Consider the following 24749-nt stretch of genomic DNA (forward strand, 5'->3'; position numbering starts at 1 on the left):
TCCCCGCGGACAGCTGTCGCAGCCCGTTCTCCAGCAGCGCGAACGCGTGCTCCGCATCGGCGAGCGCACCCTCGTCACGCGCGTCGGCCGGCTCCCCGTGGGCCGTGCGCTCGGCATTGGCCTGTGCGAGCGCCCCGTGGACGGAGACGATCCGGACGGCGGCCAGTCGTGCGGGGCCCGGTCAGCCGGAGTGCGGCAGCAGCCGGTCGGTCATCGCGGCCACGGCGGCGACAACGGCGGCGCGGTGGCGGTCGCGCCGGGCGGCCTCGTCGTCCCCGGGCGGGTTCCTGATCCCGGGCGGCGTGAAGAGCCAGGACTGCGCGGCGGACAGGGCGATCATCAGCGCGTCCATGCCCGCTTCGAGGCCCGCGCCCCGTGCGTCGGCGACGGCCTGCGCCTTGGCCAGGTGGTTGTCGCGTTCCGCAGCCGACGCTTCCGGCCGCTCCAGCGCCTTCCACTGGGTCAGCCGGATCAGGCCGGGGTCGTCGGTGAAGGCGTCGAACAGCGCACCGGCGTACCCGGCGAGGTCGTCGGGGGTGAACGGGACGACGTCGGCCAGCACGCGCAACCGGGCTTCGAGCACGGCGTCGAAGAGTTCGTCCTTGGAACCGAAGTAGGCGTAGATCGCCTGCTTGTTGGCCGGTGCGGCCTTGGCGATCCGGTCCACCCGCGCACCGGCGAGACCGTGCGCGACGAATTCGCCGTATGCGGCCTCGATGAGGCGGGCGCGCGTAGCGGCAGAGTCGTAGACCATGGGGACAGCCTAAAATATCCGCGCCCGGACAAAGAGACGGGCCTTTCGCGCGGCGCGGGAATCCGGCTCCGGATCAGGTGCCGCCCCGACGGGCGGTCCTCCCCGGTGCGCGCGGCCGCGACCGAACTCCGCCGGCGCGGCGCCCGGTTCCTGAGGTGCCGGTCCGGGGCCGGGCGCCGCCCCGGTCGCGGCTCAGAAGCCCAGTTCCTTCGTGATGTCGCCCCACAGACGGTCGGCGGCGCTCTCGTCGGCCGCCCAAGCGGCGATGCCGCTCCTGCCCGGCGCGGGGTCGGGCTGAGGCGCGGCCACCTGGCAGTCCTCGAAGTAGCGGCCGGTGACGCCGTCCACGAGCGGCGAGGCGGCGAGCAGCACGGAGGTGGCGGCACCCTGCTGCGGCGTCTTCCAGCCCGGCGGCACCTGGAGCTTCCGGCCGGCCTCGTCGGTCGCGCCGACGAAGCGGAGCTGCTCGTCGCTGAGGTGGCGCTGGAGGTTGGTCATGATGCCGCCGGGGTGCAGCGCGTTGGCGGTGATGCCGTCGGCCGCCCAGCGTCGGGCCAGGGCGACGGTGAACAGGATGGCGGCGGACTTGGACTGCCCGTAGGCCGTCCACGCCTCGTAGGGGCGGCGGGTGAAGTGGATGTCGTCGAAGTCGACGGGGGCCATGAGGTGCGCGGAGGAGCTGACCGTGACCACGCGTGCGCCGCCCGCCGCGCGCAGGGCGTCGTACAGCCCCAGCGTGAGGGCGGCGTGGCCGAGGACGTTGACCGCGTACTGCCTCTCCCAGCCCTGCTCGGTGCGGCTGAGCTCGGGCAGCGCCATGATGCCGGCGTTGTTGACGAGGATGTGCAGCGGGCCGCTCCAGCTCTCGCCCACGGCCCGGGCGCCCGCGGGGTCGGCCAGGTCCACCTCGGCGACATGGACGTTCCGGCTGCCGGTCTCCTGCCGGACCCGGTCGGCGGCGTGTTCCCCGCTTTCGGGATCGCGTACGGCCAGGATCACCTCCGCCCCGGCCCCGGCGAGGGCCAGCGCGGTTTCCAGCCCGATACCGGACGCGCCGCCGGTGACGAGGGCGCGCCTGCCGGTCAGGTCCACGCCGTGGACGACCTCCGCGGCCGTCGAGTGGGCTCCGAAGGGAATGCGGGGGGACGACGCAGGGGACACGGGGACTCCAAGGGGTTGCGGTGAGCGCCGGACGAATTTAAATCCATCCGGTTGGTTGGAACCATAGCCCGCCGTGGTGCCAGAAAACAACCATCCGGTTGGATGCATGTCCGGCGGGCGCAGCCCGTCACCGGGGAGGCCGCGCCCCGCGCGCGGCCCCCAGGGGCCCGGGGCAGGCTGAGAACGCGCGGCGGCCGTGGTACGGAACCCGCCACAGCCCTCACGCCACAGGTCGGCCCCCGCCACGGCACGGTGGCGGGGGCCGACAGCGCGCCGGCCCCTGGCACGACGTCTCCGGCGGACCCCCGGCGGACCCCAGGACACCCCCAGGACACCGCCGGTCCGCCCGGGCGCATTTTCGTCCGGCGTGCCCGGAATAGTTGCCTCGACATACGGGTTTGCACGGGGTGGTGGTGTAACCACCGACGCCATGTCCTCTTCCCGGCCCGGAGGCCCCACTCAATGACCCACACGACGACCGACCAGCCCACGCGGAGAACCACCGCGGCCGTCGTCCCCGTTCTCGCCTTCGCAGGCATCGTTGTCGCGGTCATGCAGACGCTGCTCGTCCCCGTCATCAAGGACCTGCCGCAACTGCTGGACACCGCCCCGAGCAACGCCACCTGGGTCCTGACCTCGACCCTGCTCTCCGGTGCCGTGGCCACCCCGATCATGGGCCGCCTCGGCGACCTCTACGGCAAGCGCCGGCTGCTGATCACCAGCCTCGCGATCATGGTGGTCGGCGCCGTCATCAGCGCCGTCACCAGCGAGCTGCTCACGATGATCGTGGGCCGCACCCTGCAGGGCTTCGCCATGGGCGCGATCCCGCTCGGCATCGGCCTGATGCGCGACATGCTGCCGCGCGAGCGGCTCGGCTCCGCGATGGCCCTGATGAGTTCCTCGATCGGTGTCGGCGGCGGCCTCGCGCTGCCCGGCGCGGCCCTGATCGCGCAGCACAGCGACTGGCACGCCCTGTTCTACGCCGCCGCGGGCCTGGGTGTGATCGCGATCGCGCTCACCCTGGTCGCCGTGCCCGAGTCCCCGATGCGCGCGAAGGGCTCCTTCGACCTGCCCGGCGCGATCGGCCTGACCGCCGGCCTGGTGCTGCTCCTGCTGCCGATCACCAAGGGCAGCGACTGGGGCTGGTCCTCCGGCACCACGCTCGGCCTGTTCGGCGCGGCCGTCGTCATCCTGCTGCTGTGGGGCCTGATGGAGCTGCGGGTGAAGGCACCGCTGGTCGACCTGCGCACCACCGCGCGCCGCGAAGTGCTCCTCACCAACCTGGCCTCGATCATGGTCGGCGTCAGCTTCTACGTGGTCTCGCTGGTCCTCCCCCAGCTGCTCCAGCTGCCGGCCGCCACCGGCTACGGTCTCGGCCAGTCGATGGTCGTCGCGGGCCTGTGCGTCGCCCCGCTGGGCCTGACGATGATGCTGACGGCCCCCGTCTACGCCCGGCTCTCGGCCCGCTTCGGGCCGAAGGTCACCCTCATCATGGGCATGCTGATCATCGCGCTCGGCTACGGCGGCGGCCTCGGGCTGATGGACTCCGCCTGGCAGACCGTGATCACCGCGGTCGTCCTGGGTGCCGGCATCGGCCTGGCGTACTCGTCCCTGCCCGCACTGATCGTCGGCGCCGTCCCGGCCTCCGAGACGGGCGCCGCCAACGGGCTCAACACCCTGATGCGGTCGATCGGCACCTCGGTGTCGAGTGCCGTGATCGGCATGGTGCTCGCCAACACCGCGGACCACGTGAACGGCGTCGCCCTCCCGACCATGCACGGCTTCCGCGTGTCGTTCCTCATCGCCACCGCCGCGGTCGGCGTCGGCGTGCTCCTCGCCCTGGGCCTGCCGGGGCGGCGGGCGGCCACGCTCCAGCTGCGGGTCAGCAGCCAGGAGGAGGCCAACCTGGCGAACGCCGGTGCGGTCCTGCGGGGCTTCCGCGGCCGGGTGCTGGCCGCGGGCGGCGCGCCCGTCGCCCGCGCCAAGGTGACGCTCATCGACCGCCGCGGCCGCCAGGCGGGCGCGACGATATCGGGCGACGACGGCACGTACACCCTCACCGTCCCGGCCGAGGGCCACTACGTCCTCGCCGCGCGCGCCGTGGGGCACGGCCCGCTGGCCTCCTCGGCGACCCACCCGGGCCACGACCGGCTGGTCGACCTGGACCTGTCGCTGCCCGGCGAGACGGTCACCGCCTGATCCGAACCCGGACGTGAGGCGAAGGCGGCCGGTGTGCCACGGGGCACCCGGCCGCTCCGCACGGCCTGCGGGCCGCTTCATGGGGGCGCCGCGGGCCCGGCTTCATCGGCCGACTTCACCCTGCCGTCGCCCGCCGGAACGCCCCCGGCCGCCCCAGCGCCGTGAACCGGCCCGGCGGCCTCGGCCCTAGGGCGGCGACTCTGCTGGGCCGCGACGTGGTCTTCGCCAAGACGCCCGGCAGCGCCCCGGACGGCCTCTTCGCCGCGGAGGCGGCGGGACTGCGACCGCCGGCCGCGCCGAGGTGCGGGCGGCCGACCGGCACACCCTGGTCCTGGAGTGGATCCACCCAGGCCGAGCGGCACCGCGGGCCCCGGCTGCATCGGCCGGCTCCCCTCGCCGCCGGCAGCGGGGCCGTGGAGCGGGTCCGCGCACGGCTGCCGCGGATCGCGGGCGCCCCGGAACCGCCCGCGCTGATTGTTCGCCGCGGACGGCGCGCCCGGCTTCGGCGTCACAGGGGGCGCAGCGCCGCCCGGGCCAGGCGGGTCAGGCAGCTGCGCATCCGGTCCTCGCCCACTTCTGCGAGCACGGCGGTCACCTGCGCGGCGGACAGATTGGCGAGCAGCGCGTGGGCCGCGGCCTCCGGATCGGCCGCGCCGTCGAGCAGGGTCACCAGGTGGCCGTGCCAGAAGCGGTACGGCTCCGCCCCGCGGCGCGTGCCCGTGCCCGCGGCCGCGGTCTCGCGCAGGCGCGCCACATCGAGGTGCCGCATCACGTGGTCGAGGTAGGCGTCGAGGAACGCGGTGAGGCGGTCGCCGGCCGGGGCCCCTGGCCCGAGCGGGGGCGGCCCGTGCGTGACGGCTTCGCGCAGGTCCCGCTCCCGTTCGGCCAGCAGGGCCGCGGCCAGTCCCGCCCTGTCGCCGAAGCGGCGGAAGACCGTGCCCTTGCCGACCCCCGCTGCCATCGCCACCTGGTCCATGGACACACCGTCCGCACCGTGTTCGGCGAACAGCCCGGCGGCCGCCTCGAGGATCGCGGCGCGGTTGCGCGCGGCGTCCGCCCGTTCCCTCAGGGGTCCGGTCGCGACCTGCGGGTCCGGGACCGTGCTCACCCGCCCACGCGGGGCGGGGTCGGCGTGCCGTGCACGCGCCTGGCGTGCGCGGCGTAGGCCCGGGGGCCGACGATCGGCATGATCATGCGGGCGACGAAGGGGGCGTGCGAGAGCGCCGCCTTGACGACCTCCGGCTCGCCCTCGTACGCCATCATGCCGAAGGCGAGCACCAGGACCTTCTTCGGCGTCTTCTCCAGCCCGTGCTCCGCGAGGAGCATCCACTCGGCGGCGGTGATGTGCCGCTCCGCCAGGGGCAGGATCTCCTTCTCCTCCAGGGCCATGTGCTCCAGCAGCGCGCTGAGCAGCCGCTCGAAGGCGGCGGCGAGCTCGTCGCCGCCCCGAGCCGTGGAACGCCAGCCCGCGAGGAGTTCCGTGGCGTCGCCGAGTGCCTCGTCGATCCCGTGGTGCTGCTCCTCCATCGTGGGCACGATCGCCGCGGTCCCCTCGCCACCGCGCTCCAGGAGGCGCGGCCACAGGACCTCGTCCTCGCCCTCGTGGTGGAGGTGCAGGATCCGGCACACCGTGTCGGCGTGGGCCGCGACGACTTCGGCACGCCGCGTGTCGCCCGCCGGCACGTCCCGCACCAGCTGCGGGAGCAGCCGGAACTCGCGCCGCATCATGGTGTGGGCCATGTACATGTCCCGCACATCGGCCATGTTCCCGTTCGCTGCCTGGTCCACCGTCACCCGAACCTCGTTCTCACCTTGTGAATGCTTCGTTGCCGCCGGAAGGCGCGAGCCGCCTCCGGGGTCCTGTCCTCGATCGCGTCCGTGTGTCAGGCGAGCGTGGCCGACAGCGTGATCGTCGTGCCCGCGAGGGCCTGGCTCACGGGGCAGTTCTTCTCGGCGTCCTCGGCCGCGGCCACGAACGCGTCGTCGTCCATGCCGTCGACGCGGCCCTCGACGGTCAGGTGGACGCCCGTGATGCCCGTGCCCGGCACGAACGTCACGTCGGCGGAGGTCACCAGCCGGGTGGGGGGCGTCCCGGCGCCGGACAGACCGTGGGAGAGGGCCATCGAGAAGCGGCTGGAGTGCGCGGCGGTGATCAGCTCCTCGGGGCTGGTGCGGCCGTTGGCCTCGTTCGCGCGCGAGGGCCGGGGCACCGGCCGCGTGCCCCTGTCCGAGGAGTCGAGGGTGACGACTCCGCTGCCCTCCGGCAGGTCGCCGTCCCGGACGCTGTGAGCGCTCCGCACGGTTGCCACGACGCCCCTTCCGCATGCTGCCACGGCCCGGTGGCACGGCCCGGTAGGGGACCTGCCATGGGGCCACCGATCTTGTTCGCGGGACGATGCTGTCAGGACGGAGTCCCCTGGCCATCGGGAGGATTCCGCATTTTGTGCGGGCCGGCGGCAGCGGTACAGCCGCCGCGCGCCGGCCTGCATGGGGAGAAGTCCCGACCCCGCCGGGTCAACCGATCTCCACCACACGCGCCCAGTCCGGGGGCGCGTCGGGGACGTAGACGGATTCGCCGTCGTCGCCGTCGTCGTAGGACGGCACGGACGACGACCACCGGGTGAACAGGCCGACCACCGTGCGGCACGCCGGGCGCGCCCGCGGCCACGGCGTCTGACCGTCCGTCAGGACAACGACGACGTCCGGACGGGGCCGGGCCCGCAGCGCCGCGGCGAAGCCGGCCCGCAGGTCCGTACCCCCACCCCCCAGCAGCGGAATCCCTTCGGCACGGCACAGTTGGTGCGCGACGGGGGCCGACGCGTCGCACGGCACGACGGTGACCATGTCGCGGCGGCCCCCTACGGCCTGGCAGATGGCGGCGACTTCGAGGAGGGCACTGCCGAGTTCGGCGTCGCTGACCGAGGCGGAGGTGTCGATGACCACGGACACCCGCGGCGGTCTGCGCCGCAGGCTCGGCAGGACGACTCCGGGCACGCCGGCGGAGCGGCGGGACGGCCGGCCGTACGAGTAGTCCTCCCCCGCGCCGGAGCCGGAGGCCGCCGAGCGGACCGCGGCGCCCAGCAACTCCCGCCACGGCTGCGGAGCATGGAAGGCCTGCTCCGCCCAGCGCTCCCATTGCTCGGAAGCCGTCCCCGGCCGGCCCCTGATGCCCTGCGCCACGCGGAACCGCACCGCGTCCCGCTCCTGTTCGCTGAGGCCGTCCGCGCCCTCCGGTCCCAGGTCCCAGCCGCGGTCGAGGCCGTCGGCGCCGCTGCCGCAGTCCAGCCAGACCATGCCCTGGGTGTGCGGCCCGAGCCGGAACCGGCTCACGTACTCCTCCATCAGCTGGTCCTCGGGCAGTCCCAGCGTCCCGGGCACGACGGCGTCCGCGGGCCGCACCAGCCCGTCGCCGTACACGTCGTCGTTGATCTCGCAGTCGGCGGCGATGTTCATCCGCAACCGGTCGCCGGGGCCGGTCAGGCCGCGCTCCTTCGCCAGGCGGTCGCTGCGCCCGTGGTGGTCGCGCAGCAGGTGGGAGACCTCGTGCACCCAGACGCCGGCCAATTCCTCCACCGGTGTCCGGTCGACGAACGCGGGCGAGACATAGCACCGCCAGTGCCGGTCGACCGCCATCGTGGGCGTCCGCGGCGACTCCACCGTGCGCAGGGCGAACAGCGCCGTCGCCAGGTACGGGCGGGCACGGGCGGCGTGCAGCCGGGCGGCGAAGAGCTTGTCGCGGTCCAGCGCGCCGGGGGTGCCGGGCGCGGGAGCCGGCGCGTCGTACGCGGTCACCGGCCGGCCTTCGCGGCGGCCGCGACGCGGGCCGCGGCCCGGTCGGCCCGGCGGGACAGGGCCACCGTTCCGGCGAGCCGCTCGATGGAGGCCGGTACGTCCCAGTCCTGGCGGCGCAGTGTGGCGAGAGTGGTCGCGGGGACGACGACCAGGTCCGGCGCCCCGGTCTCCACCGCCCGCACCAGCAGCGCCCACGCCGCGTCCCAACGGGACTTGTCCGGTCTCGCGCGCACGGCCTGCACCACGCCGTCGAGCACGGCCTGCCGCAGATCCCCGCGTTCGGGCAGGACGGCGCCCGCGGGGTCGGCGAGCAGGTCCTCAGGGTCGGGGAGGTCCATCCGGTCCGTGCTGGCCAGCAGTTCCAGCCCCGGCCCGTCCCCCACCGTTCCTCTCACCAGCAGGGACAGCACGTCACGGGAGGAACCGGCCGCGGTGGCGAAGGCGATGAGGCGCAGGGTCATCTCCCAGCTGCGGGGCGAGGGCCAGGCGCCGCCGCGGCGCGTCTCGTTGGCGGGCAGCTGGTGCACGAGGGCGGGCCGGGCGGCCAGCAGTCCGCAGACCGCGCGGCGCGCGAAGGCCACCGCCTCCGGCAACCGCCGCGGGTCGAGCGTCGGCAGCGTGGCCCTCGGCCAGGTCCCGCCGAGGCCGCGCACGACGACCTCGTGGTCGTGGGTCCACTTGAGGTGCACGAACCGGTTGGCCAGCGGCGGGCTCAGCTCCCAGCCGTCCGCCGCCGAGGACCGCGGATTGGCGGCGGCCACGATCCGTACCCCGGGCGGGAGTCGGAGCGCGCCGATCCGCCGCTCCAGCACGAGGCGGAGCAGCGCCGCCTGGACGGCGGGCGGGGCGGTGGACAACTCGTCGAGGAACAGCAGGCCCCGGCCCGCCCGCACCAGCCGCACGGCCCAGTCCGGCGGGGCCATCGGGACGCCCTGCTCGGCCGGATCGTCCCCGACGACGGGCAGGCCGGAGAAGTCGGACGGCTCGTGGACGCTGGCGATGACCGTGGTCAGGGGGAGGTCGAGGGCGGCGGCGAGTTGCGTCAGGGCCGCGCTCTTGCCGATGCCCGGTTCGCCCCAGAGCAGCACGGGCAGGTCGGCGGCCACCGCCAGGGTCAGGGCCTCCAGTTGCGGATCGGGGCGCGGTTCCGTGGTCGTGTCGCGCAACAGGCCCAGCAGGGCGCCGGCGACGTCGAGTCGGGAGGTGCGGTCGGGGTCGAGTGGCATTCCGGCCGTGGGCAGTGGGGCAGTTGTGGGCATGAGGCATCACCTGGGATTCGTGAGGGAGGAACGGCAGATGGACGGGAGGGACGCGGTTCGCGGACCCGGGTCAGCGGAAGGTCGCGGACCGGGGGCGGGAGCGGCGGTCGCGGGACCCGCCCCGGTCCGGGACACGGCGGGACCTGGGCTCGGCCAGACCCGCCCGGAAGAGCCCGTGGACGATCCGCCGCTCCGCGGCCGCCTGGAGTTCGTCCCGCAACGGGCCGTCTCGGAGCACGGCTTCGGGACCGAGCAGGCCCTCGACGACCGCGAGCGCCCCGGCGGTGTCGCCGTGGTCCAGGCGCTCACGGACGCCGGGGAGGCAGTCCGGACGGCGGTGCACCTCGTCGATCGCCTGGAGACAGGGAAGCGGGGTGCCGGTCAGCGCGGCCAGCAGTTCCTCCCTGCGGATCTCGTCCGGGCCGTGGTCCAGCGGGACGAGGATCCCGTCGACCTGACCGATCCGGTGCCGGGCGCCGCGGCACTCCACCAACCGCGGATCCCCCGCCGTGCCGGGGGCCCGGCGGGAGTCCGGCGGCACGTGCCCCGGCACGAGAGCGGCGGCGACCAGCGGGTGCAGCCGGTCCGCCGTGACGGCCCCGGCGCGCAGCAGCTCCAGGTCGGGCAGCACCCAGGTCGCCGCGTCGGGCAGCACCGGCAGCCGGGAGGCCCGGTCCTCCGCACGAAGCGACGAAATGCGTACGGTGGGCGGACCGGAACCGTCCCCGGTCGCGGTCAGGTCCACGAGCAGCGGGTCCCGCGCGCCAGGTCTGACGAGAACGGCGCCGCTTCGCCGGCCCTCGGCCCGGAGCACGAGCTCGGCCTCCGCGGGCCATCGGCCGACGGCACACCGGGGGTCAGGGGACCGGTCGCCGGCGGGCGGCCGGTCCGCTCCCGACCGGATCCGCAACTCGTCGGCCCTGCGGGCGTCCCACAGGTGCCGGTGCAGGTCGAGCCGGAACCGGCGGTGCGGACGGGGGTGGGGGTGGGCACCCGCCGCGGCCTGACCTGCTTCCCACAGCGCGAGGCTGATGCGCTGACCGGCATCCGCCCAGGCCGGAGGCGTCCGCACCACGAGGTGCAGGGACCGCTCGCCGTCCTGGTACCGGGCCAGGGGGATCGTCAGCCCCGGCCGCAACAGGCCGTCGGGGGCGATCCTCGGCATGTGCCAGCGCAGCAGGTCGGGAGCCAGATGGCGCAGATCCGCGCGGACCCGGGCCGCGAGAAGCCCGCCGTGCGTGCGGGCCAGCGCGCGCAGATCGAGATCGACGTCGAAGCCCGCGGCGGCGCACGCGCCGGCCCAGTCCCCCGCGCGGCGGCGGGCGGTCGCGGCCTCGATCATGGACGGCGGCACGGCGTACTCGCGTACGCGCAGCCACAGCGAAAGACGGGAATCCCCGTACGCGTTCTGAGTGAGCATCAGCACTCACCTTGCGCGGACGGGACCCCCGATCTGTTGAGAGGGAAGGTCGTCATCGCGGGGAGCATAGCGCTCGGTTTCCGGCTCTGCCACACCTATTCGGCCGGCCGCCCCGGCCGCCGTTCGGTCCAGTAGCGGTGGAGGGCCCAGGCGGCACCGAGCGCGGCGGCCACCCAGACGATGGTCTGGGCGAGGACCGCGGGTGGGCTCAAGGGGAGGAGTGCCGGCCCGGGCGGCAGCACCACCATCTGCAGGGCGGCGCCCACCGGCACGGTCAAGGCGGCCGCCAGTCCGGCCACTCCGCGTCGCCTTGTGCTCGCGCCCACTGCCCCCAGGACCGATCCGAACAGCAGCGCCGCCACGCACCAGACCACCAAACCACCGCCCGCGTCCGCGACGAGGGAGTCCGTCGCGTAGTACGCACCCGTGGCGGCGACCAGGGACACCGCCCCAACCAGCGTGCCCTGGAGCGGCGTTCGGGCCATCGCACCCACCAGCACGGCCAGTGCGGCCCACGCCCAGCCCGCGTCCATCAGCAGGCTGAGCACCTTGGCGGCGTCGGCCCACACGGTGCCGGTGATCGGCGCGCCGATGTCCGAGTACGGGGAGGACAGCGCGTTGACGAGTGAAGTGGCGGCCCCGAATCCCGCACCGGCCCCGAGGCCGACCGCCATGATCCTCATGGCAGGACCATAGCCACCCGGCCGTCGCACGGCAGCGTGAAATGATCTTCGCGAAACGTTGCCAACAGCTCGCCTGCGGGCGGATCGGACAAATCCATCCTGGTCGGCGGCAGACGAAAAGCCCCTGGCAGGACAAGGTCTCACCACAAGATCTTGTCCGAACCACCAGAGGCTTTACGTTGGTTACCCATGTTGCCACGCTCGACGTTCCGCGCCATGTCGTGGATCAACTTTCCCGGTTGCCGGACGCGCACCGACGGCGGTTGGGCACTCCGCGGAGATCTCGTACGCTGAGTCCGTCCCGTCAGGCCGTGCTGGTCCTGCGCTGGTTCCGGGAGCGGGGCTGTGTGCACTGCCTGGCCCGCGACGCGCGGCGCCGGCATCGGCATCGGCATACACATTCCGATCCGACGCCCCAAGGGCCAGTCCGAGCAGGCCCTTCACGCCGACACCCGCACCACGAACATGCCCCGGCGATGACAGGATGGAGCCGCCTACGCGTGTTCCAGCTGGCGGCGCATATCGAGTTGATGATGCCGCAACTCGTGCAGCGTGTGCACTGCGAACCAACGCAGGGATCGCACGGCCGTCTCGGGGTAGGGGACGCTCAGAGTGCGTTCCCAGTCCGCGGGTCCGAGCTGGTCGAGTCCGTGGGTGAACAGCAGGGCCGCGTCGTTCAGTTGACGAGCGACATCGGCCGGTTCCTGCTGAATGTATCCGTCGTGTTCGACCCGCTCGTCCCGCCCCATCGGCTCGGTGACCGGCGAGTCGCTGCGTCGCGCGGCAAGCAGCCGTTCTCGCTGGACGAACAGCACATCGCGCATGTGACAGGCGTACTCGAGGGGACTCCAGAGCTGAGGTGCGGCGCGTCGTCGGAGTACGACAGGGTCGGCGCGCAACAGTTCCACATATTCGGAGACATAGTGGTGGGTCAGCACCGACACTTTATCGGCCAACGCCAGATCGTACTCGTAATTACATTCAGTACAGTGCAGCATGGTATCCATAATATCTAATCTCGCCCCTCGGAATGAAGGAAAACGACTGTCTCGCTTATCCGCCGTTGAATCCTGATGACCTCTGGGACCCTGGCGCACACAGTCCCGCCCATGACCGAGATCAGGGGAGAAGGAGCTGATGATAGCCCTGCAGTTCCCGAATCTCAGTGGTTACTTGGACGGAGTATGCGCTGGGGATCGTGAGGTGCTCCTTGAGCAGGCCCAGTATCAGTTTTCCCAAGCGTTCCTTCAGCTCCTCGGGACGGCCTGGCAGGATGTCGACGATTGCGTGAACCATGTGGTGGTGGGGGCTTCCGTCGCCGACAACAGTCTCGTCGAGGACGAGGAACCGGGTCTTGAATCCCCCCAGCGCGCTACTGATCAGGTCGGAGGCCGCAGCGTGCGTGGCCAAGGCGAACCCTCTCCTGTCGAAACCCGCCGCCAGGGCTTCCGGGTACTGGACCGTGATCTGTGGCATGCCTACACCTTCCCGTAATCAAAAGACCCACCAATAGCGCGGCGGTGTGATCGCGGGTCGAACTCGTCCGAGTCGCTCAGCTCGGACGCAGTGGTCGAGCCTGCCGCGGTCACCGCGCCGCCCACCTCACCCTGCTCCGGCCACGGCCTACTCGCCGACATTCCCGACCGATTCGGAGCTGCCCGGCTCCCGACCCGATATCCCGACACCATCGACATCCGCCATCAGCTCAGCGGCGACTCGCGCATCCGGGTCCGAACTGGCCGGGCGCTGCCGGCACACCCCCTCGATCTCCACGAGCAGGTCGGGCCGGCACACGTCGACGTTGAAGTAGGCGATCTCGGAGTCGGCGCGGAACACCTGCGCGCAGATGTCGCGAACGGTGGCAAGGTGCTCGGGATCGCGGACGTAGACCTTGACCTGGTCGAGATCCCGCGCGGCGTAACCGTGGCCTTCCACGCCGTGCCGGTGCAGATTGTCGCGACCGACGAGTGCGTCGATGTTGCAGAGGGTCTCGAGGGTCTGCCGTGTGACGTCGTCCGCGTGCACGGTGTCCTCACCCAGGATGCTGGCCGTGCCCGACACGAACACGCTCCCCGTCTGCTGCCCCCGCAGGAACGTCGCTCGGGCGAAGCTCGGAGACTTCGGTCCGTACCGTGACGGGTACTGGTAGGCCGGGGTCTGCCGCGGATTTTCCAGGTGGACGGTCCGGCCCTGTTTCGCGGCGAGGACACAGAGGTCGATGCCGGGACTGAGCGTGCCGATTCCGGTGGCGGCCGGCAACTGCGGGAACTGTTCGGCCCAAGCAGCGAATGCTTCGGCCCGGCCGACGCAGAAGTCGCGGTAGATCTCGACACCTTCCGCGTTCGGGCCGGTGATGTCGCCGATCAGGTTCCACATGCGTACCAGGTGGGTGTAGCCGCTTTCCCACATGAACCGCAGGGCGTCATCGTACAATTCGCGCACCCGCTCCCGGTACACCGGCTGCGGCCCGAGGCGTACGGCGTAGAACAGGTACTCGCCGTCCTCGGAATAGACGGCGTCCCCCGACGTGCCGGAGCGCGCGGGCCGGTCGGTCTTCCAGACCTCCTCGATCGGAGCGCCACTCCCGTTCGCCATGTGGGTGGTCAGGCAGGGGATCCCATCGGCCAAGGTGGGCGCGGCCGGTCTGTCGGCGAAGATGATCCGCCCCAGCACACTGCCGCCCGTCGCGTCGGCCACACCGGCAATGCTCGGGACCAGATCGGACCGCAGCCCCCGCACACGGTTCCGAAGTTGTGAGTGATTCAACGTATCTCCAAAGCTTGATCCAATGACGGCGGCGCCCGCCGCGAGGCGCAGCAGGGCGCATCTGAATCGGGTTCCGGTCCGACGAATTCGACCAGCACAAACCAGTGGAACGGCGCTCAGGACGGGTCGCAGCAAGCCCGACTTGCCTGCGTCCTCGGCCATGCGATGCCTGTGCCGGTGGCCGCGCTCAGGGCGCGACTCCCTCCTCGCTCGCCAGCACGGCGAGTGCCCGCTGCTCGACCACCGCGGCCAGATCGACCAGCACCGGAAACTCGAACACGGTGCGGACGGAGACGTCGACGCCCAACGCGTCGAAGATCTCCCGGGTCACCCGGATCGCGGTCATCGAGCTGCCCCCGCACTCGAAGAAGGAGTCGGAAGCGGCCACCCCCTGCACTCCGAGCACCTGTTCCCACGTTGCCGCCAGAAACTCCTCCACCACGGTCGCGGGCTCCACCCGCTTGCGCCCCGCCGGCTCGCGCTGCGCCCCGGGGAGCGCATCCGGCTCATGCGATGGCGGAACGGGCACCGCGAACGCCGAGCAGACACGGTCGGGATGGGCGCTGCCCTCGGTGAGGACCTGGAAGAATCCATCGAGCAACGCCGAGGCGGTCGCCTGATCGAAGCGCTCCACGTCGTAGCACAGCTGCACCTCGGTCCCGGCGACCGTGTCGTTGACCAGGAAGGTGGCTTCGTTGGGAGCCGCGCCGGAGTCCCGCTCGCCGAGCACGTGGAGCTCTGCGGCACCTGACCGCAGGCGTACCGGCAACCCGGACGGGCGCACCGACAGGACCACCGGGGTCAGCGGTACTCCCGGTGGCCGCACCACGCCCGCGGCGTCGGCTGCGTCCGACAGTGCCGCGGACGGCAGATCGCGGTGCGTCAGTGAGCGGTTGCGCGCCAGCGCCGCCTCTGCCACCACCGTCCGGAAGCTCTGCTCGGCTTCCCACCGCACCCGGACGGGCAGGGTCGCGATCAACGGACCGACCACGTGGTCGAGTTCCACCACATCGCGTCGCGCCGCCGGCACCCCGACGAGAACGTCACGGGTACCGGTCCACCTGGCGAGCAGCACGTCCAACGCCGCCAAGTACACCGCGAAGGGGCTCAGCCCACTGAGTGAACCCAGCTTGCGCACCGCGTCGACCGTCTCCGGTGCGAGTGGACGGCTCAGGCGCTTTCCCCGGCAGCTCAGAGCACCGCCCCGGGCACGGCGGGACACCTCGTACGGTGGCCGCGCGCCGGCCAGTTCCTTCGTCCAGAACTCCCGATCGGCGGTGGTGTTCGCGGCGAACAACGTTTGTTCCCAGCGGGCCACGTCACTCAACTGCACGGCTGGTTCCGCCATCGACTGCCCGGACCCGGCGAGGTGCGTGGCCAGTTCCTGCAGAAGGATGCCGGCGGACCAGCCGTCGAAGGCCACATGGTCCACCGCGATGACCAGGGTGGCCGTGTCCTCCGCGGTCCGGACCAAGGCGGCGCGCAGCAGCGGCACGTCGACGTCGAGCGCGAAAGGCTGCCGGGCTGTCTCGTCGAGGACGGAGTGGATCTCCTCGTCGCTCATGGCCTGCGCGTCGTACTCGGTGAACGGGACCCCGGCCGGCGGGCGAACCTCGCCCGTCACCTCCGTCCCGTTCGCCCGCACCACCGTGCGCAGCGCCTCGTGTCGGACGACGAGAGCATTCAGGGCGGCGGTCAGGGCGGCCGAGTCGACCCGGCCGGTGATGCCGATCGCGAACGCTTCTGCGGTGGCGCCGGGAAAGCCGCTGACCTGGCGAGTCATCCACAGCTGGCGCTGCATGTCGGTCAACGGCACACTCGCGGCGCCGAAATGCCGCACCGGTGGCGGCAGGGCCGTCCCGGCATCAGCCAGCCGGCGCGCCAGGCCCGCCACGGTCGGCTCGGTCAGGAACGCTCCGGGCTGGACCGCGGTGCCCAGTTCCGCACGGACGCGGGCGACCACCCGGGCGGCGGCCAGCGAATGGCCACCCAGGACGTCGAACCGCTCCGACCGGCCCACCCGGGGCAGGCCCAGCACGTCCGCGATGATGGCGGCCACCTGCTCCTCGACCGCGCCGTGCGGCTGCTCACCGTCGCCGCCACCGGTGCCGCCGGTGGCGGGGATGGGAGGCAGCGCTGCCCGGTCCGCCTTGCCGCTCGAGCTCAGGGGCAGGTTCTCCAGCACCATGATGCGAGCGGGGACCATGTAGTCGGGCAGCCTGCCGCGCAGGTGATCGTGAAGCTCGGCCTCGGTGACCGGCGCGGCCCCCGCCGGCGCCTCCACATAGGCGTGCAGCGTGCGGACGCCCTGGGGGTCCGCCGGGGCGGTGGCCACGGCGTTGCGCACGCCCGGGTGCGCGGCCAGCGCGGACTCGACCTCGCCGAACTCCACCCGGAAGCCGCGCACCTTGACCTGGTCGTCCAGGCGGCCGAGGTAGTGCAGGACACCGTCGACGCGGCGGACGAGGTCGCCGGTGCGGTAGCGCCGCGCACCCAAGGAGGCGGGGTCCTCGACGAATCGCTCGGCAGTCAGCTCCGGCGCGCCGAGATAGCCGCGGGCGACGAGTGGTCCTGCCACCCACAGCTCGCCAGGTGTCCCGTCGTCGACCACCCGCTGATCGGTGTCGCGGACGGTCAGCTCGCTGCCGGCGACGGGCTGTCCGATGGGCGGGTTCCCGTTCTCCGCCCGGCCGATGACGTGTGTGGCGCAGAAGACGGTGCACTCGGTCGGCCCGTACACGTTGACGACGGTCTCCACTCCCGGCTGTGCGTACAGACGGTCGACCAGCGAGCGAGTGGCCGCCTCGCCGCCGAGGTTCACGCGGCGCACCCCGCTGGGCAGTGGCTGTTCCAGCAGGGCGGCGATCGCGGAAGGCGGCGCGCCGATCATCGTGACCTCGTCGCGGGCCGGCAGCGTCGGCAGGGCAAGGATGTCGTCGGCCAGGACTACGGAACCACCGGTGCTCAACGGCCCGAAGATCTGGTGGACCGATGCGTCGAAGCTGAGCGATGCAGTGGCCAGTCCCGCTCGCAGATGCACGGGATCGCTCGTGCTTTCCACCCACCGCAGGAAGGCGACCACAGAGGAGTGCTCGACCGCCACACCCTTGGGTGCGCCGGTGGAGCCGGACGTGAACAGGACGTACGCGAGACCGTCCGCTGGGACAGGGGCGCCGCCGCTGTCGTTCAGGTCCTCGACGATGACGGGCTGGGCACCGGTCGCCGCGCAGGTGGGGGCCAGCTCGCGGGTGGTCAGCACGTACCGGATCGCCGCCTGCTGGACCATTTCCTTCCGGCGGGACAACGGCAGTTGCGGGTCGAGCGGGACGTAACCGCACCCTGCCCGCCACACCGCGAGAATCCCCGCGACCATCCGCTCATCGCGGGGGAGACAGACACCGATCAGGTTCCCCGCGGGCTCGGCCAGGCCCTGCGCGAATCGGGCGGCCAGGGCCGTCAACTCCTGATAGCTGGTCCGGCGTTCGCCTGCGATGACCGCTGTGGCGGTGGGAACACGTTCGGCCTGGGCGGCCACAAGATCATAGACAGTCGTCATTGCGTTCTCTTCGAGAATTGGGGCAGGGATGGTCCAGTTCGCCGGCCGGACTGGTGGCGCCGGAAGCCGACCTGACGTGGTTTCTTTTCGGCGTGGACCGTCTCGGCACCAAGTTCAGCAGTACCTGTGCGCGACGGGATAGCCCGGCTTCGGCATTCATACGGAGAACTAACGGGCGCCAAGTTCCGGCAACCGGACCAGGCACACCGGTCAGGATCACCAGCGCAGGCGGGCAAGGGATCCGGGACTACTTGACCAGGCCCGTGGGTCGGACCCCACCCCGCTCGCGATGACCCAGCAGGTCGGGACTCACGAGAGTGTCCAATGGGCGGCGGATCCGATGATCAAGGAGATGCCTGATGAGCGAGACCATCACCGAGCACGAGGCCGTGGAGGAGCCGGTCATCGAGCGAGCTGTTGCAGCAGTTGACCAGGCGGGTGCTGGAGTCGGCCCTGGAGGGCGAGATCACCGATCACGTCGGCTATGACAAGCACGATGTGACGGACGGGAACAGCGGCATTTCCCGCCCAACGGCACCCGTTCAAAGACCGTGCTGAATACCCACAAATCGGCCCATCCGGTCCGGTTGGCCAAGACGTGTGACGGCCTGCACATTCCGTTCCGAACGCAACGGACGAGTTAGCATGTCATTAAAGGCTCTTGTGTTGTGCTTCGCGACCTCTATAGGTTTCGCGCTGAAATCAGCTACAAGCAAGTGGAGCACACGTGCGGCCCCAACCGAACCCGGGCACAGCCGAGGTAGCAGGTCGACGGACGTCCCTAACTGCGTACTTCGCGTTGCCGACTCGGACGGCGGACCCTTCCCCGTCGGTGACGACGACGGCGAAATGTACATCGGGGGCGCTCCCCTTGCGCTCGGCTACCTCAACGATCCCGAGCGGACCGCCCACGCGTTCGTGGCCGCGCCACCCGGATCGTCCGTGGACCGGCTCCACCGGACCGGTGACCGGGTACGTCTGATCGAGGGGCAGTTGGAGTACCCGGGACGAACCGACGACCAGGTGAAGATCCGGGGGCGGCGCATTGAGCCGCAGGAGGTCGAACACCACCTGCGTTCCCACCCATTGGTCGGCAACGCCGCTGTGGTGGCGGTCCGGGTCGTGGAGGACGCCGAACCAGTGGCATGGATCCGGGTGGGGGCCGGCACCTCGCCCCGCGAACTCTCCGCCGTCCTCCGCGCACACCTGGCCTTGCTCCTGCCGCCCGCCCATGTGCCCGGGCACTGTCCACTGCTCGACGAAGTGCCCCTGACCGGCAGCGGGAAGCCGGATCGGGCGGGGCTGCGGGCGCGAGCGTCTCTCCCCCACATGTCCGAGGTGCCTCCACACCCATCCGAGGTCTGCGGGGCCGCCCCCGCCGCAAACCCCGGCGCCTGTATGCCGACCGGGGCTACGACTTCGACGAGTACCGCCGACTTCCATCAAGGTCTCCTCCGACTTGCCTGCAGCATCACCTGTCTCCGACGGCTTCGGGCGGCATTCTGAAACGATTAGTTAAGGTCGAGTAAATGTCTATGGTGAACGAAACCGCACATCACGGCACCACGGTGCTGCGGGCGTCACGGCTGTTCGACGGCGAAACGGTCCTGCCGTGGGACGACCCCGTCGTGATCCTCAAAGGAACGACAGTAGTCGGAATCGGCCGTGCCGCGGATCTGCGGCTTGGAGAGACCGTCGTGGACTTTCCGGGCGCCACCCTCATTCCCGGTCTGATCGATCCCCACGTGCACCTCGCCTTCGACGCGGGCCCCGACCCGGTGAAGTCACTCGCCGATCGCGACGACGATGCTGTCGTGGCCGCGATGCGCGTCGCGGCCGCGACAGCATTGCGCGCCGGCATCACGACCGTGCGCGACCTCGGCGACCGAAACTTCCTGTCACTGGCCCTGCGAGGCGCGACGGACCTCCCGACCATCGTGGCGGCCGGGCCGCCGCTGACCACCGTGGCCGGGCACTGTCATTTCCTCGGCGGTGAGGTCGGGCCCAGCCCCGCCGAACTCCGGGTCGCGGTGCGTACCCATGTAGAACGTGGTGTCGACATCGTCAAGATCATGGCCAGCGGCGGCACGATGACGACGGCCAGCACCCCGGAGCAATCACAGTTCGCCCGGGAAGCCCTGCGTGCTGCTGTCATGGAGGCGCACCGGCACGGGATCCCCGTGACCGCGCACGCGCACGGTTACGACGCTGCACTCGACGCGATCGAGGCCGGGGCGGATGGTGTGGAACACGCCGGTTTCTGGTCGGCCGAAGGAGTCGTCGCGCCGGGGCGTGAACTCGTCGAGCGGATCGTCTCCCAGCGCGTCGCGCTCGGCGCCACCGCCGGAGCGCTACCCGGAACCGGCTCGGTGGTGCCCGCGGCCGTATCCCGGAGAATGCCTGAAATCATAGCCAACTTCGCGGCCCTGCACGCGGCGGGAGCGGTGATCGTCGCGGGCACGGACGCGGGGATCGGCCCGTACAAACCGCACGATGTGCTCCCGTACGCGCAGGATCGGCTGGCCGCATACGGAATGGACCGGATGGCCATCCTGCGGAGTATGACGTCGGTCGCCGCCGGTGTCTGCGGTCTTGGCCACCGCAAGGGCAAGCTGAAGCCGGGGTACGACGCCGATGTCGTTGTCGTACAGGGCGATCCGATCAGCGATCCCTCCGCCCTGCACCGGATTGCGGCGGTCTATTCCCGCGGCACCCGAGTCGATCCGCAACGCCGGCACCAGGGCCCTGCCTCACACTGAGCGCAGATGGTCCACACCCACGCAGATTCGTCCAGAGCCCGTCCTCGGGTGATCTCGCCCGGCCGTTCCGTCCCCACGGCACATCGAAGACTTCCGCAGTCCGGGCTGTCGGCGCTCCAGTTCTCGGACGGCCGACAGCCTCCGCCGATGCGGGTTGCGCGAGGTCGCCGGCCACGCTCGTCGAGGAGTGCTCAGCGCCGGTTGCCGCGTTGGGTGGTGACCCCGCGGCGGAGGTCGCCGTGGGGTCCAGTTGGTCCGCCGCACCGTTTTCCGGAAGCACCTGCACCGTGTCGGTGTGCCCTTCGGTGAACCGGCCTGGGACCACGGTCGTCGGTGTCGCGCGGGTCTCCCCGGCACGACAGCGGCGCCGGACAGGAGTCCTGCCCGGCGCCGCCCGCCCGTTCTCGGGTGTTCCGCCGACGTCAGGGAAGCCAGAGCGTCAGGAGGAAGCCCGGGCTGTCCCACGTGCACGTGTACTGGTAGGCCTGGCCGGAGTCGACGAACTTCTTGCCGGCCGTCTTGCAGGCCTCGCTCGTCGAATACACCTTGTACGGCACGCTCGCGTTCGCCGGGGCGGCGAGCGCCAGCATCCCGGTGAGCGTCGCGGCCACGGCCACGGCGACCGAGGCGCCCCTGCGCTTGTTCATGTCCCCTCCACGAAGAGCTCGTTGCTACGACTGGATCACCGGCATCCTCACACCGTCACAATGGACACGTCAAGAATGCGGATCATGTACCGGCCGCACGGGTCGATTCGGTGGGCGTTCACGATGCGGGTCTGTCGGCTGCGAGGACAACTCTGCGGCCCTCGGAGCAGCGGTAGGAGACGGTGTTCCGAGCGGCGTCATGCTCGCGGGGCAGCAGGATCTCCAGGGCGCCGCGCGACGCGTCCAGCGGTGTTGTGGGTGGCGTGGTTGTCGCAGACGAGGTGCACCTCGAGCCCGGCGGGTACTCCTTGTCGACCCGGATCAGGAACTTCTTGAACTCGATCGCCCGGCGGCGGTGCAGTGCCGGCATGACGGTGCCATCGGCGATGTCGAAGGCGGCGAACAGGTCGGCCGGCTGGGGCGGTTCACGCGGGGGCGTGCATCGGATTGTCGTACGTGGACGCGGTGCACGGGCTTCGTCGGCGTCCGCTGCGGGACTGCACAGTTCGCGTCATGCCGCCCTGGCACTGGAAATCCCATGGCTCTCGGCCGTCGATTCAGCCACTGTGCAGGAGTGAGCACTGAAGAGAGTCCCGTCGAACATCAGGACCGGTGGATCCTGAACCTCCGCGGCATGAGCGTCACCAAAATCAGCGTGGACGTCCGGCTCGTGCTGGCCCTCGACTCCGGCTGGGAAGTCGCGATGGAAGCCCCCGTCAAGCTCTCGCACGGGACGGCCCACGCCAACCCGTCCGTGCTCCTGAACCCGGAATCGCAGGACGTCGCAGCGTCCCTCGCGCTCTTCGGAGCGAAGGTCCTGTCGGCGGTCGCGTTCAAGACCGGCACCCTGCGTCTCGTTTTCGACACCGGCCACCACCTCACCTGCTCGTCCGATCCGTCCTTCGAAGCGTGGCAGGTCACGGGTCCCTCAGGATGGTGCTTCGCATCACTGCCTGGAGGCGACCTCGCCGTCTGGTCCGGCTCAGGAGTGAGCGAGTCCCAGTCGCGGCACGCGGACGACTGACTTCAACGAGACAGGACAGCTCAACGCGGGGCCAGGGAGGGCGCATGGGGCTGGTATTTTTTCCGGGCGACGGGGACACGAGCAGTCCTGATGTCCCCTGGTCCTACAGCGGTTTTGCCGCCTTCCGACAACGCCTGGCCCAGGCCGAGGGGTTCGCCCTCTCCGCGATGTGGGGGTTCGGCGGCGAACGGCCGTGGAGCGAGGTGACCACCGTGCTGAAGTCGCTCCTCGATCATCCGGACGACAGCGGTGACGACCTCTCGCCCGCCGACTGCGCGGCGATCCTGCCCCGTCTGGAGGTCATCGTCGATCAGTGGGCACAGGGCGGCGACGACCCGCTCCTCCACCGGCACGTCGAGGACGCCCGCCGGCTGGCGACCGTCCTACGGGTCTGCGTCGACAAGCACGTCCCCCTGCTCTTCCTGTGAGACACACCGACAGTCGTACTGTGGCCGAACAGGTTCGCCGGAGTGGGTGTGTTGTGCAAGGTGACGCTGTTGTGATCCATAATCCGTGTCGGCAGCTTCGGGGAGGGAGTGCCCATGCGGCACAAGGGTGGGTCTGCACGAACAGTCGGGCGAGTAGTGGCCGTTGCCGTTGTCGCTGTCCTGATGAGCGGTTGTTCGTCGAGCGAGCCGGCGCAGGCCAAGGAGTGGCAGCAGGATTACTGCGGCAAATTGGGCTCCTGGCAGAACGCGAAGCACGCGGCCGCGGCGGATGACGCGGACGTCGACACCGGTGGCGGACTCGATGTCCGCTCGCCCAAGTTCGAAGACACCGAATCCGCGGGTCAGGCAGCCATCGACGCCTCGAAAAGGCTTGCCCGGCACGGCCTTGAGCACGGTGGCACCTCCGTCCTCGACGACACCGTCAATGCGGTGGGCGGCGACGTCGGGGCTGAGTCGCGTGCGGTGTCCTACTGCGACAGCTCAGGCTTCGAGACGTTGGTCGGTTCGGCCGGCTGGACCCAGCGGTGAGCAGGACAGTGCCGGTGACGTCCGGTGACGCGATGTTCTGGGCCTACGACGTGGCGCTCGGGGTTCTCTTCGTCGAAGCAGCGCGCGTCGGTGCGGAGATGCCGGCGGACCTGCGGCCCTCGTGGTGGCCGGAGTTGGAGAAGGTGCTCCGCACCCATGCGGTGGTGGGCGGCAGTTTCGCTGTCGTGCTCGATGACGTCGGCGTCGAGCAGCGGCAGATGTTCCTCAGCTGTGTTGTGGAGGCGGCTCGCCGGATCGAGGCGCGTGGTGGCGTGAGCCGGGACGAAGTCTCGACCTGGCCCGAGTTGGAGGAGAGCGCGACCAGCTTTCTGCGGGGTGCAGAACACATCGCCGCCGCGCCGCTTGTTGAGCTGGCGCAGGCTCTCGTCGATCTGGCTGCCGGCACGCTCTCTCCAGCCCCGGCCGAACGCTATTGGTACTACGGAACGCCGGAGGGCCGGATCGCGCGGTAGGCGCGGTTGGCCTGACAGGCCGTGTCCCGCGCCCCCGGCGTCAGGACACCGGTTGACGGGCCGCCGCTGCCGGGGCGCTCGGCGTGGGGCGCAGGCCGGGGGCGAGGAGGAGGGTGACCGTGACGGAGACGACGGCCAGGGCCGTCATCGCGGTGGCCGGGGAGCTGTGCTGGGCGACGGTGCCGGCGAGGAGGGCGCCGAGGCCCTGCCAGGCGAGCATGCCGGAGGAGTGCAGGCCGAGGGCGTGGCCGCTGAGTTCGTCCGGGGTGAGGGCCATCAGGCGTTCCTGGAGCACCAGGCTCGCCGCGTAGCCGACCGACGCGAGGGCGACGACGGCTGCCGCGAGGGCCGGCGCGGGGTGCAGGGCGAAGAGCAGGTAGGGCGCGGCGAGGAGCAGCCGGAGCACGGCGCCCGCGCGGTCGCGGCATCGGGGCGGGAGGAAGCGGCCGGCCAGCGTGTCGCCGACGAGCATGCCGCAGGCGGCGGAGGCCAGCAGCGCCCCGGCGTGGGCGGGGGTGTACGGCACGAAGAGCGACTCGCAGCCCACGATGAGGCCGTTGGGCACCCAGAGCGCGAGGTACACGGTGCGGCGCGGACGGGACGACCAGAGCAGGACGTTGGTCCGCCAGGTCTCCGCGGGCGACGGGCGGCCGGCCGCGCGCGGCGGCCTGGCGGCCAGCCCGAACCGGGTGGCGGCCGAGGCGGCCAGGTACAGGACGGCACCGACGAGCAGGACGCCGCGCGGCGACAGGGCGGAGAGCAGGAGGCCGCCGACGGCGAAGCCGCAGATCTGCATGGTGCCGGTCGACATGTTGAGCACGGAACGGCCCAGCAGGAAGCCGCCCTTGGGGAGGATCTGGTGGAGCAGGCCGTAGCGGACCCCGCCGCCCACGGAGGCGACCAGGCCTTCGGCGGGCAGGATGAGGAAAGCGGCCCACAGCGGGAGACCGGGGACGGCCAGCGCGGCGGTACCGAGGGCGAAGAGCAGCGAGACGGCGCTCAGCGCGGCCCGCGGCGGCAGGCGGTCCGCCGCGGACAGCAGCAGGGTGGCCCCGGCCACTTGCGCGAGGGACGGGCCGAACATGGCCAGCGCGGACAGCAGCGGGGAGCGGGTCGCGTCGTAGACCAGGGTGCTCAGGGCCAGTCCGCCCACCGTCTGCGCCGCCACCTGGGCGGTGGCGGCGAGGAACAGCGGGGTGAACTCCGGTGTGCGGAACAGCTCTCGGTAGGTGCGCATGCAACGGAGTGTCGGGGGCGGCGCGCCGTGCGCTTAATGTTT

The 24749-nt window shown here is 71.5% G+C and carries 22 protein-coding genes and 3 pseudogenes; 9 read left to right on the forward strand and 16 right to left on the reverse strand.

All coding sequences use genetic code 11. From position 1 onward, the window contains the following. Positions 1 to 181 precede the first annotated feature (181 nt). Together ACIP64_RS09760 and ACIP64_RS09765 are read right to left on the reverse strand one after the other, a co-directional pair. On the reverse strand, positions 182 to 754 hold the full coding sequence (locus ACIP64_RS09760; RefSeq protein ID WP_401583477.1) for a TetR/AcrR family transcriptional regulator: 573 nt from the start codon (positions 752 to 754) through the stop codon (positions 182 to 184). Positions 755 to 946: 192 nt separating this feature from the next. Beyond that, complete coding sequence (locus tag ACIP64_RS09765) at positions 947 to 1915, reverse strand: SDR family NAD(P)-dependent oxidoreductase (protein WP_401583479.1); 969 nt, start codon at positions 1913 to 1915, stop codon at positions 947 to 949. Positions 1916 to 2377: 462 nt separating this feature from the next. On the opposite strand from ACIP64_RS09765, the gene ACIP64_RS09770 reads away from it, so the two are divergent. Beyond that, positions 2378 to 4114, forward strand: a complete 1737-nt coding sequence (locus tag ACIP64_RS09770; RefSeq protein WP_401583480.1) for an MFS transporter — start codon at positions 2378 to 2380, stop codon at positions 4112 to 4114. A gap of 508 nt (positions 4115 to 4622) precedes the next feature. Here ACIP64_RS09770 and ACIP64_RS09775 read toward each other — a convergent pair. The 11 genes from ACIP64_RS09775 to ACIP64_RS09825 form a co-directional block, all read right to left on the reverse strand. Next, positions 4623 to 5222: a TetR/AcrR family transcriptional regulator gene (locus ACIP64_RS09775; RefSeq protein WP_401583482.1), complete on the reverse strand. Its 600-nt coding sequence runs from the start codon at positions 5220 to 5222 to the stop codon at positions 4623 to 4625. Beyond that, a complete protein-coding gene (locus ACIP64_RS09780) occupies positions 5219 to 5902 on the reverse strand; it encodes a hemerythrin domain-containing protein (protein ID WP_401583484.1) in 684 nt (227 codons plus the stop codon). Before ACIP64_RS09780 ends, ACIP64_RS09775 begins: the two co-directional genes overlap by 4 nt. Before the next feature lie 95 nt (positions 5903 to 5997). Further along, positions 5998 to 6423, reverse strand: a complete 426-nt coding sequence (locus ACIP64_RS09785) for an OsmC family peroxiredoxin (RefSeq protein ID WP_401583486.1) — start codon at positions 6421 to 6423, stop codon at positions 5998 to 6000. A gap of 205 nt (positions 6424 to 6628) precedes the next feature. Further along, positions 6629 to 7906 (reverse strand): VWA-like domain-containing protein, encoded by a 1278-nt coding sequence (locus ACIP64_RS09790; protein ID WP_401583488.1) that lies wholly within the window; start codon positions 7904 to 7906, stop codon positions 6629 to 6631. Continuing rightward, positions 7903 to 9165, reverse strand: a complete 1263-nt coding sequence (locus ACIP64_RS09795; RefSeq protein WP_401583490.1) for an AAA family ATPase — start codon at positions 9163 to 9165, stop codon at positions 7903 to 7905. Before ACIP64_RS09795 ends, ACIP64_RS09790 begins: the two co-directional genes overlap by 4 nt. Positions 9166 to 9235: 70 nt before the next feature. Beyond that, positions 9236 to 10585, reverse strand: coding sequence for a hypothetical protein (locus tag ACIP64_RS09800; RefSeq protein ID WP_401583491.1), 1350 nt, complete (start codon positions 10583 to 10585; stop codon positions 9236 to 9238). 95 nt (positions 10586 to 10680) lie between these two features. Next, positions 10681 to 11268: a hypothetical protein gene (locus tag ACIP64_RS09805; protein ID WP_401583493.1), complete on the reverse strand. Its 588-nt coding sequence runs from the start codon at positions 11266 to 11268 to the stop codon at positions 10681 to 10683. A 494-nt stretch (positions 11269 to 11762) separates the two neighbouring features. Continuing rightward, positions 11763 to 12275 (reverse strand): DinB family protein, encoded by a 513-nt coding sequence (locus ACIP64_RS09810; protein WP_401583495.1) that lies wholly within the window; start codon positions 12273 to 12275, stop codon positions 11763 to 11765. Positions 12276 to 12387: 112 nt separating this feature from the next. After that, positions 12388 to 12744: a 5-carboxymethyl-2-hydroxymuconate Delta-isomerase gene (locus ACIP64_RS09815; RefSeq protein ID WP_401583497.1), complete on the reverse strand. Its 357-nt coding sequence runs from the start codon at positions 12742 to 12744 to the stop codon at positions 12388 to 12390. 147 nt (positions 12745 to 12891) lie between these two features. Then, positions 12892 to 13965, reverse strand: coding sequence for an FkbO/Hyg5 family chorismatase (locus tag ACIP64_RS09820; RefSeq protein WP_401583499.1), 1074 nt, complete (start codon positions 13963 to 13965; stop codon positions 12892 to 12894). A gap of 256 nt (positions 13966 to 14221) precedes the next feature. Beyond that, on the reverse strand, positions 14222 to 17590 hold the full coding sequence (locus tag ACIP64_RS09825; protein WP_401583501.1) for an amino acid adenylation domain-containing protein: 3369 nt from the start codon (positions 17588 to 17590) through the stop codon (positions 14222 to 14224). Positions 17591 to 18004: 414 nt separating this feature from the next. Between ACIP64_RS09825 and ACIP64_RS09830 the strand changes: the two are divergent. The 4 genes and pseudogenes from ACIP64_RS09830 to ACIP64_RS09845 form a co-directional block, all read left to right on the forward strand. Next, positions 18005 to 18147: pseudogene (locus tag ACIP64_RS09830) on the forward strand (transposase); the annotation flags it as partial. A gap of 292 nt (positions 18148 to 18439) precedes the next feature. Continuing rightward, positions 18440 to 18865, forward strand: a pseudogene (locus ACIP64_RS09835) (non-ribosomal peptide synthetase); the annotation flags it as partial. A gap of 74 nt (positions 18866 to 18939) precedes the next feature. After that, positions 18940 to 19096: pseudogene (locus ACIP64_RS09840) on the forward strand (IS5/IS1182 family transposase); the annotation flags it as partial. A gap of 29 nt (positions 19097 to 19125) precedes the next feature. Next, entirely contained in the window at positions 19126 to 20349 is a 1224-nt protein-coding gene (locus ACIP64_RS09845) for an amidohydrolase family protein (protein WP_401583502.1), read from the forward strand. Positions 20350 to 20771: 422 nt separating this feature from the next. On the opposite strand, the gene ACIP64_RS09850 is transcribed toward ACIP64_RS09845, so the two are convergent. Further along, positions 20772 to 20996, reverse strand: a complete 225-nt coding sequence (locus ACIP64_RS09850; protein WP_389244354.1) for a hypothetical protein — start codon at positions 20994 to 20996, stop codon at positions 20772 to 20774. 118 nt (positions 20997 to 21114) lie between these two features. After that, positions 21115 to 21366 carry a hypothetical protein gene (locus tag ACIP64_RS09855; protein WP_401583504.1) on the reverse strand — a complete coding sequence of 84 codons (252 nt, stop codon included), beginning with the start codon at positions 21364 to 21366 and terminating at the stop codon, positions 21115 to 21117. A 168-nt stretch (positions 21367 to 21534) separates the two neighbouring features. On the opposite strand from ACIP64_RS09855, the gene ACIP64_RS09860 reads away from it, so the two are divergent. The 4 genes from ACIP64_RS09860 (at position 21535) to ACIP64_RS09875 (ending at position 23470) form a co-directional block, all read left to right on the forward strand. Beyond that, entirely contained in the window at positions 21535 to 22020 is a 486-nt protein-coding gene (locus tag ACIP64_RS09860) for a DUF6188 family protein (protein ID WP_401583506.1), read from the forward strand. 44 nt (positions 22021 to 22064) lie between these two features. After that, positions 22065 to 22448, forward strand: a complete 384-nt coding sequence (locus tag ACIP64_RS09865; protein ID WP_401583508.1) for a hypothetical protein — start codon at positions 22065 to 22067, stop codon at positions 22446 to 22448. A gap of 156 nt (positions 22449 to 22604) precedes the next feature. Next, positions 22605 to 22997: a hypothetical protein gene (locus ACIP64_RS09870; RefSeq protein WP_401583510.1), complete on the forward strand. Its 393-nt coding sequence runs from the start codon at positions 22605 to 22607 to the stop codon at positions 22995 to 22997. Between the two features lie 14 nt (positions 22998 to 23011). Further along, entirely contained in the window at positions 23012 to 23470 is a 459-nt protein-coding gene (locus tag ACIP64_RS09875) for a hypothetical protein (RefSeq protein WP_401583512.1), read from the forward strand. 40 nt (positions 23471 to 23510) lie between these two features. Here the strand turns inward: ACIP64_RS09875 and ACIP64_RS09880 are convergent, their stop codons facing one another. Continuing rightward, the gene (locus ACIP64_RS09880) at positions 23511 to 24707 is read right to left on the reverse strand and encodes an MFS transporter (protein WP_401583514.1); all 1197 of its coding nucleotides are present in this window, start codon (positions 24705 to 24707) and stop codon (positions 23511 to 23513) included. Between the last annotated feature and the right edge of the window lie 42 nt (positions 24708 to 24749).

Origin of the sequence: Streptomyces sp. NPDC088733 (assembly GCF_044751185.1) — a bacterium.
Classification (GTDB): domain Bacteria; phylum Actinomycetota; class Actinomycetes; order Streptomycetales; family Streptomycetaceae; genus Actinacidiphila.